Below are 13,130 nucleotides of genomic sequence, written 5' to 3' on the forward strand. Positions count from 1 at the left end.
CCGGCGTCATCAGGATTCCGGTAGCTCGTTGGTTAAGCATGGGTGTACCTGTTTCCGCTGTGAACACTCCTTTCTCTTGTGTGAGTGTTTGCAATTCATATACCACCGGCCCATCGCATGGGTATGACAGGTCCGTGCTCACGTAACGCCGGAAGATGAATTTGGGCAATTCCTTATTATCATAAGGGATGCGGTCCATTTCCTCGTCCAGTATATTAAGCACATCCGGCAAAGAGAAAGAGGCGGTCTGGTCCATATCGTTATTGTTGGCGGCGTTCTTGGCCTCCATCGGCGTACCCTCGAATGTAACAACCTCACCCGTCTCTAGAGTAGCGGTCAAGTCGTTAGCCCCGCGCACAAGCAACCAGCGCTTCGAAAGAAGAGGGTGGGATATCTCCAGGGTAATAAAATCCATCTCGCCATCGGGATTGGACGCCAGCTTACGCCGGTATGCCGCTTCTACTGATTCCTGACTCATTGCATTGGGTCCCAGATTCGAGGGAATGTAGTTTGGTACACTCCGTAAGTTTTAAGAAATTCACCAAGACAATCGCCGTAGCATCCATATAAGTCGGGCAGATTCTGGTTAAGACAGGCGCTGCCGGCTTCCTGGAATGGTGATTTCTCGGCTGTGGCCGTGAAAGTTATTACCCAGTTCTTCCCGTCGTCGGTGGACTCGTTCCACGTAGATGTTAGAGTAACCTGGTAATCCTCGATACCCTGACCCAAGTCGTGTTTCATCCAGAAACTGGAAGCCCCTCCGTCTACCTTCTCCATGAAACTGAGGAATGCTTGCCGCCCCAACGGTGATACGACCAGGGTAACGTTAATCGGGAACATATCAAAGTATGTATCACGCCCCTGGCGAACCCCGCCACCGGCCAGGTCTACTCGCCACACGTTGTTACCTCGCGTCATCGAGTAGCCTTTCGATACTATAGGCCTCAAAGAGGCCGGGAAATGGTAATCGCTCATATCAATATCCTGGTTGGCCGCGTGTAGCGCGACGTGATTTAGAAATGGCGCTGTTACTATCCAGCAACGCTGAACTTACGGTTTCACTGATTATAATACGTAAACGACCTTCGTCGTCGCGTTCTGTTGCAGCCGAATCAATTCTTCCAGTGGTGTTGTTCACGATAGTAACATTATCTCCACCGGATTTAGCGCCGTTCTCACCCATAATCTGTCGCATCTGCTCCGCAGTGCGGACACGTGACGCGCTAGCTGGCATGATTACTTCCGGCTTACCGCGTTCAGCAATAGTAGACATCTGCCCTGCGGCGAGGTTACCGCCCTGCTCGCGCGCGGAGCGAATCTTACCCACGTTGGCGAGACCTGCGGCTACGGCAGCAGCAGCAGCAACCGGTGCTAAAAATGGCCCTACTACTGGGATAGCCGCCGTTGATTTATACGCTTCTACTGCTGACGTGTACGTAGCGATTGTCGCCTGTGCGATGGCAAATGCCTTGTACGCGGTGGACGCTTCCCCCAGTGCTGACCCGATGTTGCTCGCCATATTACCGAAAGCCGCGCCGGTTGCCTTCGCCCGGTCTAATGCGTAAGTATCATTCATTGCGTTTAGGGTCTGCTGGTATGTTTCTTCCGCGATTAAACCCTGCGCATGAAAGTCGTTAAGTTTTTGTAGCTTGACCTCGTACTGACGATCTAACTCGGCGAATTCTCCTTCAGCAAGGGCCTGCATCTGAGCGACGTAGGCATCTGCGGAGAATTGTTTTTCCAGGCGCTCTTTCTCGCGTTTATCTAATTCAGCCTGGCGGGCCGTATCCGCCTCGAGCATAATCTGCGTCTTAGCGGTTTCGTATTGCTGGTCACTAAGGAGACGGTTGCTGTAGAACTCCTGTAGCTTAGTAAGTTGCTCTTCCTGGTTAGCTTGTATCTTCTGGAATACGTCGTCGTTAAGGTGGATTGACTGATAATAGAAATCCTCAGCGGCTTTCTTCTGGCGTTCGAATGCGTCGACGGATTTCTTAGCGGCCTTGTCTGCGGAATCACCTGTAGAACCGCTGTCCGTACCTGATACCTTAAACTTACCTAACCCCTCGGCCTTGGCCGCTTCTTTATCGATGTCGTAAGCCGCGCGCTTCAATGCGATAAGGTCTTCCTGAGCTTCTACCTGTTCACGGAAACTTTTACGTGTCAGGTCAGTCACAGCTCTTTGGGTATCCATAGCAAGCGCTAACTGGAAGTTAAGGTTCTTGGCCTCAGCTACCGACTCTCCCGGCGTCAATGCGGCCTTTACAAGACGTCCTGCATCCTGAGCACCTTTAACCATATCTTCAAAAAACCGCTCCATTGCCGTAAATTCCTGGGCAATGAAGTCCAGCGCATCCGCCGCTGACTCAGCTATCGTAGATGCGGTCTCCTCTCCGCTTCCGGTAATGCTTTCACTGGTGTAAGTCCAGGCGGAGTTCAAAGCGTTTAACGCGTCTGCAACCATCCCAAACGCCGCGTCGAATGAAGCCTCTATCGCACCCCCAACATCGGATGCCATGTCACCCCACATCCGCATCTCGGCTACTAACTCACCGGATGCGACCTGAGCGTTTATCTCCTGTATCAGGTCGTCAATATAACGTAAAGGTTCCGCCAGCGACCCTACATCCAGACTAGTAGCGAGAGTCATCTTCAACTGGGACCATGAGTCCTCCGCACTAGCGATAGCTCCGTTCAGGGTATTAGCCTGGTCAGCCATCGCCCCGGCGAAGTTAACGTTGCCTATGTTGAGGAGATATTGCTCAATATCGGCAGCGTTTTTCTTAACTACAGTAGTCGTCCCCTGGAAGGTAAATTCGATATCACTTTGGTTCTGCTTGGCTTTAATGCCGAATTCTTTCAGACGTTCGAATTCAAAGGTGCTCGCATCTGCGACGGCCTCAATCATCTGGTTAAGGTCTTTACCCATCGCTGATGCAGTATTGCCGTAAGAGCGTAGCGCTTCTTCTGATGGGGTGAGGCCTAGAGCTACCAGTTTACGGAACCCTTCTACCGCCTGTTCAAGGCCGTAAGGTGTGTCACGAGCGAAGTCCTGTAATATACTCAGGGCCTGTTTTGCACCTTGTGTGCTTCCGGTTAGTGTTTTCAGGCTGGCCGACATCTTATCCAGTTGCCGTTGTGACTCGACTAGTTCCTGAGCCGCCTTATAGGCTGTAGCGGCTACAACGGCGGCCAGGCCGGTAACAGCGGCGCCCGCAACTTTTGCGGATTTAGAGAGGTTATCAAGACGGTCTGATGTGGCCTTCGCGCCTTGTTCGGTTACCTTTACTACTAAGCTAGCTACATCAGCCATCGTTTCTGCCCTCAAAAATGGCGTCTAAGCCCATGATAATTTCAGATTCAAACATCCCTATATTCTGACCTGAAATAGTGCTATATGCCACTAAATCCGACCAGCTAAGTTGCTCTCTCGGATATAGCTTTACGCCGTCGTCATCGACGCGGCGGGTAAATTTAACATCACGATACTTCTCAAAAGTGGTTAGTAGTTCAGGGGGGCATTCAGGCCCGGCGTCCTGCGTTGTTTCTCCCGCGTCTTTTATTACCCCCATAGCGATAAGCGCGGCTTTGTGCCCATCGGCGATACTGTCAAACTTGCGCCTTTCGTGGCGGGTTATGAAGTTCCAACGGGCAAACTGAAACAACGCGTCTACTTTTCCTGCAATTGACGCAACTGTTCGTGGTGGAATACGACTACATGTTCCGCCAGGCGCTTATATTGGGTGAGAAGAGTCTTAAGATTTTCCTTAGTGAACTCATCATCGAGACTCCAGCCATTCACCAATTCGAGAGCCAATTGTCGGTTTAGGTCTCCTGCCGCGTCTTCCATTTTTAAATTGTATTCTGAGAAGTCTTTTTGCTCTTCGCATTTATCCCGAAGCGGTTTTAATTTACCTACCGCCGCTCGGTACGCCAGGGTGAAGGCCCGCATAGCTTTAACCGCAACATCAGCCTCAGGAGAGACAACGTTCAACCATTCCCCTGAATCTGTACCATCTTTTAAAGGAATCGGCATACGCGCGCCTTTCTCGGCTTCTGCTTCGTAGTAAAAATCGCTAAGTTTCATAGTAATACCCTTTGGTTAGTCGGTTACTGGTTGGTAGTTGCGCCAGGCGGGAACCACCCGCTTTTCCGGTGCGACCGTAGGCGCCAAATAAGAATAACAAAATAGCTTGCATAACCGTTAATAGTGGCCTATTATCCTTACGTCAACTAAACAATATGAGGTTAAGAACATGGGCGTTTCTATCGGTGTTATCGCGTTTATCTATTTCATCCCGTTCCTGGTGGCCTTACTGCGTAATCATAAAGCTAAATTAGGAATCTTTGTATGCAATCTTCTACTTGGGTGGATTCTTCTGCCGTGGGTAGGCGCTCTCATCTGGGCCTGTAACTCTAACGTTAATGGTAAATAATCTGGCTTAATTAAAATTACATTATTAGAATCAGATTTGTCTTAAACAATCAGGAAATAAGCATGGTCACTCGCAAAATAACAGATGAACAGTTACAGCAAGAACTAAATGCCGGCCTTGGCCCCACAGAAATAGCTAAAAAGTACAATATGTCCCGCCGTAATGTTCAGCTTCGTTCCGCGCGCCTGGCAAAGAAAGGAGTTGGTCACGGTCGCGACGTAAGTCACCTTGTGCCGGATGGGTATAAGATTAAAGGTACGTCGTCGCTGGTAGATGAGTTTGGCAATACGAAACTGCAATGGGTGAAAACCGATACCGACGCGGAACGCCAGGTCGAGTTGATGAAAGCCGTTGTAGACGAGATGAAAAAAGATTTACCTAAGTATAAGCCTGTCACTTTGCCCAAAAATGGCACAGATGACGACTTACTCAATCTTTACACAATAACGGACCATCACATTGGGATGCTGGCGTGCCAAGAAGAAGGTGGAGATGATTACGACACCACAATCGCGGAATCTCTCGCAGTTGACTGGTTCAACAGTGCGGTTTGTATGAGTCCTCCGAGTGGTGAATGTATCATTAACTTCTTAGGAGACCAAATGCACTACGACGGCATGAAGGCAATGACCCCTATGAGCGGTCATATTCTTTCAGCGGATAGTCGCCTGTTTAAAATGATACGCACGGCCATTAAGGTTATCAAGCTGGCTGTCTCGCTGTGCTTACGAAAACACAAGAAGGTTAAACTTCTTATCTGTGAAGGTAACCACGACCTTAGTTCTTCTTTGTGGCTCCGGGAGATGTTCTATGAGGTATACGCAAATGAGCCTCGCATCGAGGTTAACCGGGAGGTGTCGCCGTATTATGCGTACAAGTTTGGGGCTTGTATGATTTCAGCACATCACGGGCATTGTTCTAACTTTACTAAGGTAGAGCAGGCTATAATCGGTAAGTATCGGGGGATGTACGGGCAGTGTAAGTTCACATATGTCCATACGGGCCACCTCCATCACAGGGCGGTTAAAGAGACTAATCTGCTAATTGTTGAGCAACACCAGACATTAGCGGCTAAAGATGAGTATTCTAGTAAAGGCGGATATTATTCAGGTAGAAGCGCAAATGTGATTACGTACCATAAACGATATGGTGAGGTGTCCCGTATAAGTATACCTGTTGAAATGCTGCGAGATATGAACCCCAAATCAACATACTAAAATACAGGTGAAAGGATGGATTGGAGTGAGGTTTTTAGCTACAAAAACGGCGTCCTATACTGGAAAGTCAAATCATGTCGCCGTAACGATGTGAATGTAGGGGATGTGGCCGGGAGTTTGTGTAAAAACGGCTATTGGTATGTCATGTTCGGTAACCGTAAGTTTAAAAGGTCTAGGGTGGTGTATGAGATGTTCTCAGGTAAGATTCCAAAAGGATTTGTCATAGACCACACCAACCATGATACCTGTGACGACAGAATTGAAAACCTGTCATGCAAATCCAGAAGGGACAACATGGTTAACGTGAAAAGGCGCAAAGATAATACCTCAGGAGTTACGGGTGTGGCGCGGAAAGGAAAAGCTAAGTGGAGAGCTTATGCCGTTGTCAACGGTAAGCAGATTAGTAAAACATTTGACAGAATAGAGGACGCTTTCGCGGAAAGAATTTACATGTCTGTGGCTAATAGGTTCCACATAAATCGTGGACTGACAACATTCAAAAACGGCTATAAATAGGGCATAAAGATGACTAACAAATACAATCGCACAATGACAAATACTGACGGAGATAGTATTACCTGTGATGTGTACGACGTTCTGAGGGCATTTGATATCCGCGACCCGGCGCTACAGCATGCGTTGAAGAAACTGTTGTGCATGGGCTTGCGGGGGCACAAGGACACAGGAACCGACTTAGCAGAAGCAATTGAAAGTCTGGAGAAGTTACGGAAATACCGTAGTAATATTGATGAGTGAGAAAAAGGCCCCTTTCGGGGCCTTTTTTTTATCGTCACGATAAAGAATCTGATTTGAACGATAAGCATGTTCGAAGTTAAATATATCTACACCAACAAGAGGGGATGAAACCATGAACGCATTGATTAGTGTTAGTGAAGCACAAACCATGTCCAGCCATGAGATTGCGGAACTGACAGGAAAAGAACACGACAACGTACGACGCGATATATTAAAAATGGCACAGGAACTTTCCCTCAATTTTGAGGAAAAGGTTTTGCCTTCAAACGGTGGCAGACCAAGTAAGGTATTTCTCTTAGACAAAGAAAATACATTAATCCTGATTTCAGGGTACAGCATCAAAATGCGCGCTGCCATCATCCGCCGTTGGCAGGAACTGGAGTCACAAGCGAGCAAACCATCCTTACCGGTGCCCAAGACAATGGGGGAGGCTTTAAGGTTGGCTGCGGACTTGTGGGAGGAGAAAGAACGCCTTGCGCTTGAGAACAAGGAAATGGCACCAAAAGCTGATGTCTACGACCGCATCATCGACAGAAATAACTTGTACAACGCGACGCAGGTTGCCCAGAAGTTCGGTCAATCTGCCGTGTGGATGAATAAACAACTTGAACAATTTGGTGTATACAATCGTTCCGTTAAGCGAGGACGTGTCTTTCAGCAATGGTTCATCGATAAGGGTTACGGCATTATGCGTGAAACAGAAACTGGGCATTCACAGGCCATGTTCTTTGCAGAAGGTGAAATGTGGATTATCGGTAAGTTAACGGCGGAAGGCTTGATTTAAAACTAAGGCCCCTTTCGGGGCCTTTTTCTTAGGCGTACTTAATGCGCTGGATAACAATTGAAGACTGGAACTGGTTACCGGTTGCCTGTCCCTCAAGAGAAAGGGTGACAGATTCGGGACCACCGATTTCCGGAGTTGCTGATGTCAACGAAGCGCGTTTTAAGGTGAAACTCATGGCACCGTCTGGGCCGTTCAGAACAGAAGATACCTCCATTTGCGTTTCGTTCAGGAATTTATTCAATAACGTCATGTCGTACAGCTTACCCGCCAGCGAGAAGGTGTTAGCCGCGCGGCCACGTTCGACAAATGCCACGCTGTTATTTCCTAACTCGAACTGTGCGGACGCGCTGTTGTCGTTAGTAATGGTGAACGTGTCGATAAGTTTAAGCGGGGCGGCGCCGTCATAGGCGGATACGTCAACCGATGCAAACGGACGGGCGCTAAAATTGGTCGTGAAATCTGAACCACTCGGCGGTGCTTGTAGGATTTCCTGATTCAAGCCAATGAACGGGAAAGAGCCGGTCACCATCGCGTTAACGGCTTGTTCGATGGTGAACCCTGTAAATTCAACACCACGAGTTATGATGTACGAATCAGGATTTCCGCATTTACCTTTCAACCATGTCAGGATTGAATAGGTTTTACACAAGTTACCAGTTTCAAGTTTATCTGCGATACGCAAATCGGCTTGAATATCTGATTCGGCGGTAAGGGTATGCTGGATGCCCGTCCCGGTTACGACTGTAGCGGTTACTGCGGTAACGAGGAAAGCTTTGTCGTTATTCCCGGATAAACCATCGAATTGCACCAGGTCACCTACTTCAACGCCGTCTGTCACAAAGCTACCGGTAGCGCGTGTAAAAGTTTTCGCTGCTGGGTCTACGGTGATACCAATGCCGGATAGAGTTGACCCGGCCACCCATGAACTAGTCATCGCACCGGCCAACAGCTCGTCCTGACTGGCCGCGCTCAGTTCAATAGCGTATTCACCTGTTACCTGACGGTTACCGGTGCGGATAGATGATGTTTCACGGCTGCCGTCCAGTTCATTAGAGATGAGGGCGTCGCGGGTTACGGCGGGAATACCCCCAGTGTTGCGCAGTGGTTGCCATACCGGGTTAGCTGGCGTCACCCCCGGCGTCGTCTCAAGAACGTAAAATTGCGCGGTCATCGCGCCCTTATATGGTTGTAACGCCATTATCTAATCCTCGCTGTAAATGCTATGAAATTAATTGAGAGAGGCCTCTTCGCCCATCCATTCTCAACAATAAGAGGACCGAGGCTTACTGATTGTACCTCAGCACAGATTTCGTTACGACTAAAACAGTTACCGGCGGCGAAGGCGGCGTTTAGCTTATCAGCTAATCGGTTAATAGGAGCGCTACCCAAGGCCGACCCGACGTTAATGTCTACCTGATAAACACCCGCCCGTTGTTCAGTCCAGAACAAGTCAGCTTGTTCAGTATCTGACAACAGCATATAACTCGCAAGATATGGGGTATCTGTAGACGTAGGTGCGTCTATGTTCTCCAGTGCGACCTTTATCCCGTTGTTCGTGCCAAATGCTACCAGTGCCGTGTCGAATGCTTTTGTTAAATCCTCGAAATATGTTGCCATTATTTCACCTTAGAGGCTTCTTCATTTAATAATTGCTGGAACCTGCTGACATTAACCCTAACGAAGCCTTGAGGCGCCTGTTGCGACCAACCATACTCAAGGCGCTGCGCATACGGCAAATTGTTAGTTAGAGTAAACGTGTGCCAGTCAGCGGCATTTAGCACGAAATTAGCGGCATTACTGGTCGCCGTGGTGCCAGCTTTATCGGTAGCGTCCGTAGTTCCGTCAGCGGGAGTGCTTCCGGAAGCACTCCAGTTCATTCTGAATCGCCCGGTATCTACCGGACTAGCTTTAATAATCGCAGAAAACAACTTTATAGAAACCTGGCGCATCACCTTCTCGGGATTCTTTTTAGCCTTTTCCACGAACCTGGACACATCAAGCGCAAAACTCATTTTCTCACCTGAATAAAGTATGCCACAACGTCATCGTTAACCATCTTCTTCTCAATAGCAACTACAGACCATTGTTCTCCGCTAAACTGCACTTTGTCATCCATCTTCGGCACTACGCTATAATCTGCTTTAACCATCATGTCACCCGCCTGTATAGTAGTTCCGTTTACCAGACCAGCATTAACCGGTACAGGAACGGATTTAAGAGGGACCGTCGTGTCCGCCCCCCAAACGTACTCACCTAAAACAGGGTCCCATGTTTTTTGACCTTTCTGAATCAAGATTACGGTACTGCCGTATTTTGTTAACAGGCGAGTTCCTACACCTTGCATCCTTTTACTGAAAGCGGTGCTCATTATGCGGCCTCCAGTCTTGAGATGACNCAGCAATGCGGATGGGGCTACGCCCCAGGAAGTAACCGTTGCTGTTTGAGGGTACAATCCACCAAAGTTAGACCCGGCCGCGTCTCGCATAATCTCTACCGCGAAGTTTTGCCCAGCGACGGCGTTAACTACCACACGCGATTCAATAGGAATCGTGGCGTCTGCGCTTGCCAGTTTAGTAGCGGCTGGTGAACCGAATTGGGCGCCGCCGAGAAGAACACGCGACAGAAGGATGGATGTTCCGCTCGCCCCGGTGCGCCCAGCCTGCAATTTAACACGGATAGCGTAGTTACCAGCGGCGTTGAACGTAACTACCCCGGATGCATTAATCATCACAGGGTCAGCGCTTGTTTTCTGCGCCCCACCAAAGGATACGGTTAACGCTGTACCTGTGGTAGTTGGCGCCTGAATATCCGTAGACGACGCGCGAAGTACCTCTACTTCCTTAACGCCGTACAGCGTAGAATCCGCCATCTGAGTGGTAACTTCGCGCAACTTTTCAGGTGTAATTAGTCCAGACTGGTTATCAGGGAAGTTGGCACCGATAAGGGAAAATATTTCTGATTTAGTCTTAGCCATGATTAACCCCTGAAAACATTAAAGGAGTAGGCGTTATTGCTACCGCATAAAAGAGGACGTAGCGCATCATCGGCTGCCGTGATGCTTACTGTGCTGCCTGAGTAGCCATTTTTAAAGTAGGACACGGTTACCGCACCCTCAACTCGTTCGGTCTGAACCTCTCGCCCGTCTGTAGACCCTCGAACGTCGGTACCCGCGCCATACTCTACGGCAGCCATTACCTGAGCCTGAACAATTAACGGAGGGATAACGTTGGACGGTTGAGGGAACCCGTGTAGAGTAATACCGGTTCTCGGGAACGCCAGCGCCTGGCTAGCGGATACACGGCGCCCGCACATCTGAGATTCAAAAAGCCCAACATATACAGCGCCATTACGGAGAGAGGCCTCCGCTGCGATATCATCTTCCGGTAGTTCGAGACCGTACTTAGCAGCCAGTGCGCGCCCGTCTTCCAGGCTGACGTAAGAGTCAGCATTTGGGAGGCCTTGCCCCGTTTCCACGATAAGCGGCATAAATTATTCCTCTACACTTTTACGGCGACGACGCTGCTTAGGTTCACCACCGCCGTTGTAATTCGGTTCTTCGGCCGCTGGCTGAGTTTCGATTAATGCTTCCGGGTTCGCTTCTTCGCGCATCGGGACTAACTGCCCGTCAACCTCGACCACACCCTTGTATTGTTCCCGTACTACGTAATTATCTGTCATGTCCAATCCTTAAAGCGGCCCGAAGGCCGCGCGTATTTAACTTACGGTTACTACTGTGCTATCCGAGATAATGTTGCCATATCCGTCTTGTGCGACAACTTTATATGCACCTGAGTCCGCGGCTACGGAGTTAGCCTTCGTGTAGGTAAGGTCGGTCGCACCGGAGATTGCGTTATTATCCTTATACCATTGAACCGTTTTGGGGTCCATTCCGTTAGCGAGTACAACGGTCAGGGTGATAGCCTGACCTGCGGTTACCGCAGTAGTATCATTTAGACCAGTAGAGAAACGCAACGGCATCACGTTTTCCATATCAATCTCTACCTGCCCGTCCTGCGGGCTGTCATCAGATACTCCAACAATACGACGTTTAATTACATCAACCATTTTTATCCTCCTCAGGATACAGTACCAGCGTTTTTAAGGGCAGTTAACAGATTAGTAACGGCAGTGCGCAGGGAAGTCACATCGGTGCGCAACTTATTGTAGTTAGACACCAACGCGTCAAACTCTTCTTTCGTAGGAGCGGCTGCTGCGGCTGCGCCACTACCGGCACTAATCGCTGGCGGTGCGGCTACAGTAGCAGATTTTTTTAACCCCTCCGATTGCCGTTGTGGTGGCGGCGGGAATATCTAATTCCGCGTTAACCAGACTGCGGGGCAGCCCTTTACCTGTCTTTGACATTATGTAGTCTCCGTATAAATGAAAAGAGGGACCGAAGTCCCTCAAGAGTATACCCTACGATTAAGCACCGACGCCAGTTACCAGGAACGCAATCGGCACATGCTTGCGGTCGACTACACGGTTCCAGTTGGCGGCGTTAGCCAGGTCCTGCCAGCTAGCGGAACGGGCGATAGTCTCGGTGCCGTTGCCGGTGATTACAGCGCTAGTGAAGCTGTAGCCGAACGGATGCAGCAACCACGTTTTACGCGTCCACAGGGTTTCAACACCGCCGCCGTTGCCGCGGGACGCTTCGCGCTCGTATTCCAGCGGCATCTCAGGATTGCCTTCGCCGTAACCGATAGCACCCTGGCCGAAGATGATGGAGATGAATTTACGGCTAGTGCCCTGACCAACTACGGTCATGCTGTCATCGACGATGACGCGGTAACCCTGGTAGGTGGCGAACATGGTGTTGTTCTCAGCGTCACGGATGAAGTCGATAAGCTGAGCTTTACGCGCCTGCGCATATACGAAGCTGTGCATCGCGATAGCACCGAGAACCTCGCCACCATTACCCATCAATGCATCACCCATAGTCTGGGTAGCATCGATGAATGCACCTGCGTCGAAGCCTGAAGTTGCAGAAACATCGACCACCATGTCGTTCCGCTCGTGATATGCATCAGTAGCGGATACGTTGTCGTTGTACAGACCGAGGGCGGTAGCAATCAGACGACGCTGTGCCTGGCGCTGCCAGAAGTTATCCAGGCGAGAGGCTACAGACTGCAATGGATTCTGGCTAGTCAGTTCGACAGTCAGGTCGGCCTGGCCGAAACCTTCGTTCAGGTAGGCAACGCGGGCCATCATTTCACCGGTCTGAATAGCGCGCGGGGTAGCAATATCCTGATACACATCGTTCGAATAGTTAGGTTCGATAGAAGTATCGATAGCTTTCCAGAACGGCAGGTTAGCGATGTTAGACGGGCCGCGGGCAATCTCAGCAGCATACGGAGTTGGAGTCAAAATTCCGGAGTCGAAAAACGCGGTTTTCTCTACCGGGTCTTCGGTCATGTAAGACGCCAGCACAGGGATATTGCCAGTTACGATGTTGCCAATAGTGGTAATTGCCATTATTTATTTCCTCAGGGCTTTAAGTTGCCGTTCAAATTCGGCAGGGTTTGATTTATAGAGAGCCAATCGCTCACTTTCACTCATATCTTTAAACGCTGGTGCGGCCCCGCCGCCTTTATTCCCGGAAGCCCCGCCACCGGAAGCTGCATTTGCTTTAATCAAATGCGAAAAAGCTTTATGTTCGCGCAGGTATTTGCGGAACTGCTCAGGGTCGGTAGTAACTACGTTACCATCCGCACCCATGAATTTAGTCACTACGTCTTCACCTTCAAATTCAGTCTTAACGAACGGTGCCAGGATTTCTACCGCTTCTGGGGTGATAAAATCACCAGCGAAAGAACCTAAAACAGCCTTACGTTCGCTACCAAGAATACGCGCCGCTAAAGATGCGTAACGCTCTTCTTTCTCTTTCAGTACAGGTTCATACTGACTACGAATCGTCTTTTCAAATTCGTCCATTTTACCGGC

The 13,130-nt window shown here is 49.5% G+C and carries 17 protein-coding genes; 5 read left to right on the forward strand and 12 right to left on the reverse strand.

Annotation, left to right across the window (positions count from 1 at the left end; genetic code table 11):
• The 4 genes from H9Y05_RS15945 to H9Y05_RS15960 all read right to left on the reverse strand — a co-directional run.
• On the reverse strand, nt 1-478 hold a 478-nt coding region (locus tag H9Y05_RS15945), incomplete at its 3' end, for a DUF1833 family protein (RefSeq protein WP_216714868.1).
• Nucleotides 479-976: 498 nt separating this feature from the next.
• Entirely contained in the window at nt 977-3,310 is a 2,334-nt protein-coding gene (locus tag H9Y05_RS15950; protein ID WP_216714869.1) for a hypothetical protein, read from the reverse strand.
• Nucleotides 3,303-3,662 carry a phage tail assembly chaperone gene (locus H9Y05_RS15955; protein WP_015976751.1) on the reverse strand — a complete coding sequence of 120 codons (360 nt, stop codon included), beginning with the start codon at nt 3,660-3,662 and terminating at the stop codon, nt 3,303-3,305. The genes H9Y05_RS15950 and H9Y05_RS15955 overlap by 8 nt, the downstream gene beginning before the upstream one ends.
• 5 nt (nt 3,663-3,667) lie before the next feature.
• A complete protein-coding gene (locus tag H9Y05_RS15960) occupies nt 3,668-4,084 on the reverse strand; it encodes a phage tail assembly chaperone (protein WP_064624761.1) in 417 nt (138 codons plus the stop codon).
• A 169-nt stretch (nt 4,085-4,253) separates the two neighbouring features.
• Between H9Y05_RS15960 and H9Y05_RS16635 the strand changes: the two genes are divergently transcribed.
• The 5 genes from H9Y05_RS16635 to H9Y05_RS15985 all read left to right on the forward strand — a co-directional run bounded on the left by H9Y05_RS16635 (nt 4,254) and on the right by H9Y05_RS15985 (nt 7,190).
• A complete protein-coding gene (locus H9Y05_RS16635) occupies nt 4,254-4,433 on the forward strand; it encodes a superinfection immunity protein (protein WP_216714870.1) in 180 nt (59 codons plus the stop codon).
• 62 nt (nt 4,434-4,495) lie between these two features.
• Nucleotides 4,496-5,650 (forward strand): hypothetical protein, encoded by a 1,155-nt coding sequence (locus tag H9Y05_RS15970; protein ID WP_216714871.1) that lies wholly within the window; start codon nt 4,496-4,498, stop codon nt 5,648-5,650.
• A gap of 15 nt (nt 5,651-5,665) precedes the next feature.
• Entirely contained in the window at nt 5,666-6,166 is a 501-nt protein-coding gene (locus tag H9Y05_RS15975) for an HNH endonuclease signature motif containing protein (RefSeq protein ID WP_216714872.1), read from the forward strand.
• 33 nt (nt 6,167-6,199) lie between these two features.
• A complete protein-coding gene (locus H9Y05_RS15980; RefSeq protein ID WP_216714873.1) occupies nt 6,200-6,406 on the forward strand; it encodes a hypothetical protein in 207 nt (68 codons plus the stop codon).
• Nucleotides 6,407-6,518: 112 nt separating this feature from the next.
• Nucleotides 6,519-7,190 (forward strand): Rha family transcriptional regulator, encoded by a 672-nt coding sequence (locus H9Y05_RS15985; protein WP_216714874.1) that lies wholly within the window; start codon nt 6,519-6,521, stop codon nt 7,188-7,190.
• Between the two features lie 28 nt (nt 7,191-7,218).
• Here H9Y05_RS15985 and H9Y05_RS15990 read toward each other — a convergent pair whose 3' ends face one another.
• From H9Y05_RS15990 to H9Y05_RS16020, 8 genes are all read right to left on the reverse strand, one after another.
• Complete coding sequence (locus tag H9Y05_RS15990; protein WP_216714875.1) at nt 7,219-8,388, reverse strand: phage tail tube protein; 1,170 nt, start codon at nt 8,386-8,388, stop codon at nt 7,219-7,221.
• Entirely contained in the window at nt 8,388-8,807 is a 420-nt protein-coding gene (locus tag H9Y05_RS15995; RefSeq protein ID WP_015984942.1) for a phage tail terminator-like protein, read from the reverse strand. The genes H9Y05_RS15990 and H9Y05_RS15995 overlap by 1 nt, the downstream gene beginning before the upstream one ends.
• Nucleotides 8,807-9,202, reverse strand: a complete 396-nt coding sequence (locus H9Y05_RS16000) for a hypothetical protein (RefSeq protein ID WP_216714876.1) — start codon at nt 9,200-9,202, stop codon at nt 8,807-8,809. The genes H9Y05_RS15995 and H9Y05_RS16000 overlap by 1 nt, the downstream gene beginning before the upstream one ends.
• Nucleotides 9,203-10,166: 964 nt before the next feature.
• Nucleotides 10,167-10,676: a DnaT-like ssDNA-binding protein gene (locus tag H9Y05_RS16640; RefSeq protein ID WP_394366349.1), complete on the reverse strand. Its 510-nt coding sequence runs from the start codon at nt 10,674-10,676 to the stop codon at nt 10,167-10,169.
• Between the two features lie 3 nt (nt 10,677-10,679).
• The gene (locus H9Y05_RS16005; RefSeq protein WP_140197652.1) at nt 10,680-10,868 is read right to left on the reverse strand and encodes a hypothetical protein; all 189 of its coding nucleotides are present in this window, start codon (nt 10,866-10,868) and stop codon (nt 10,680-10,682) included.
• 36 nt (nt 10,869-10,904) lie between these two features.
• A complete protein-coding gene (locus H9Y05_RS16010) occupies nt 10,905-11,255 on the reverse strand; it encodes an immunoglobulin domain-containing protein (protein WP_140197651.1) in 351 nt (116 codons plus the stop codon).
• Between the two features lie 357 nt (nt 11,256-11,612).
• Nucleotides 11,613-12,662 (reverse strand): ubiquitin family protein, encoded by a 1,050-nt coding sequence (locus H9Y05_RS16015; RefSeq protein WP_140197649.1) that lies wholly within the window; start codon nt 12,660-12,662, stop codon nt 11,613-11,615.
• A 3-nt stretch (nt 12,663-12,665) separates the two neighbouring features.
• On the reverse strand, nt 12,666-13,130 hold a 465-nt coding region (locus H9Y05_RS16020), incomplete at its 5' end, for a hypothetical protein (protein ID WP_216714877.1).

Origin of the sequence: Taishania pollutisoli (assembly GCF_014518315.1) — a bacterium.
Classification (GTDB): domain Bacteria; phylum Bacteroidota; class Bacteroidia; order Flavobacteriales_D; family Crocinitomicaceae; genus Taishania; species Taishania pollutisoli.

What these genes read in the sequence shown, in the direction of transcription:
- H9Y05_RS15950 (WP_216714869.1), bottom strand. Translation starts at nt 3,310, where the DNA reads ATGGCTGATGTAGCTAGCTTAGTAGTAAAGGTAACCGAACAAGGCGCG.
- H9Y05_RS15960 (WP_064624761.1), bottom strand. Translation starts at nt 4,084, where the DNA reads ATGAAACTTAGCGATTTTTACTACGAAGCAGAAGCCGAGAAAGGCGCG.
- H9Y05_RS16635 (WP_216714870.1), top strand. Translation starts at nt 4,254, where the DNA reads ATGGGCGTTTCTATCGGTGTTATCGCGTTTATCTATTTCATCCCGTTC.
- H9Y05_RS15970 (WP_216714871.1), top strand. Translation starts at nt 4,496, where the DNA reads ATGGTCACTCGCAAAATAACAGATGAACAGTTACAGCAAGAACTAAAT.
- H9Y05_RS15975 (WP_216714872.1), top strand. Translation starts at nt 5,666, where the DNA reads ATGGATTGGAGTGAGGTTTTTAGCTACAAAAACGGCGTCCTATACTGG.
- H9Y05_RS15980 (WP_216714873.1), top strand. Translation starts at nt 6,200, where the DNA reads ATGACAAATACTGACGGAGATAGTATTACCTGTGATGTGTACGACGTT.
- H9Y05_RS15985 (WP_216714874.1), top strand. Translation starts at nt 6,519, where the DNA reads ATGAACGCATTGATTAGTGTTAGTGAAGCACAAACCATGTCCAGCCAT.
- H9Y05_RS15990 (WP_216714875.1), bottom strand. Translation starts at nt 8,388, where the DNA reads ATGGCGTTACAACCATATAAGGGCGCGATGACCGCGCAATTTTACGTT.
- H9Y05_RS15995 (WP_015984942.1), bottom strand. Translation starts at nt 8,807, where the DNA reads ATGGCAACATATTTCGAGGATTTAACAAAAGCATTCGACACGGCACTG.
- H9Y05_RS16000 (WP_216714876.1), bottom strand. Translation starts at nt 9,202, where the DNA reads ATGAGTTTTGCGCTTGATGTGTCCAGGTTCGTGGAAAAGGCTAAAAAG.
- H9Y05_RS16640 (WP_394366349.1), bottom strand. Translation starts at nt 10,676, where the DNA reads ATGCCGCTTATCGTGGAAACGGGGCAAGGCCTCCCAAATGCTGACTCT.
- H9Y05_RS16005 (WP_140197652.1), bottom strand. Translation starts at nt 10,868, where the DNA reads ATGACAGATAATTACGTAGTACGGGAACAATACAAGGGTGTGGTCGAG.
- H9Y05_RS16010 (WP_140197651.1), bottom strand. Translation starts at nt 11,255, where the DNA reads ATGGTTGATGTAATTAAACGTCGTATTGTTGGAGTATCTGATGACAGC.
- H9Y05_RS16015 (WP_140197649.1), bottom strand. Translation starts at nt 12,662, where the DNA reads ATGGCAATTACCACTATTGGCAACATCGTAACTGGCAATATCCCTGTG.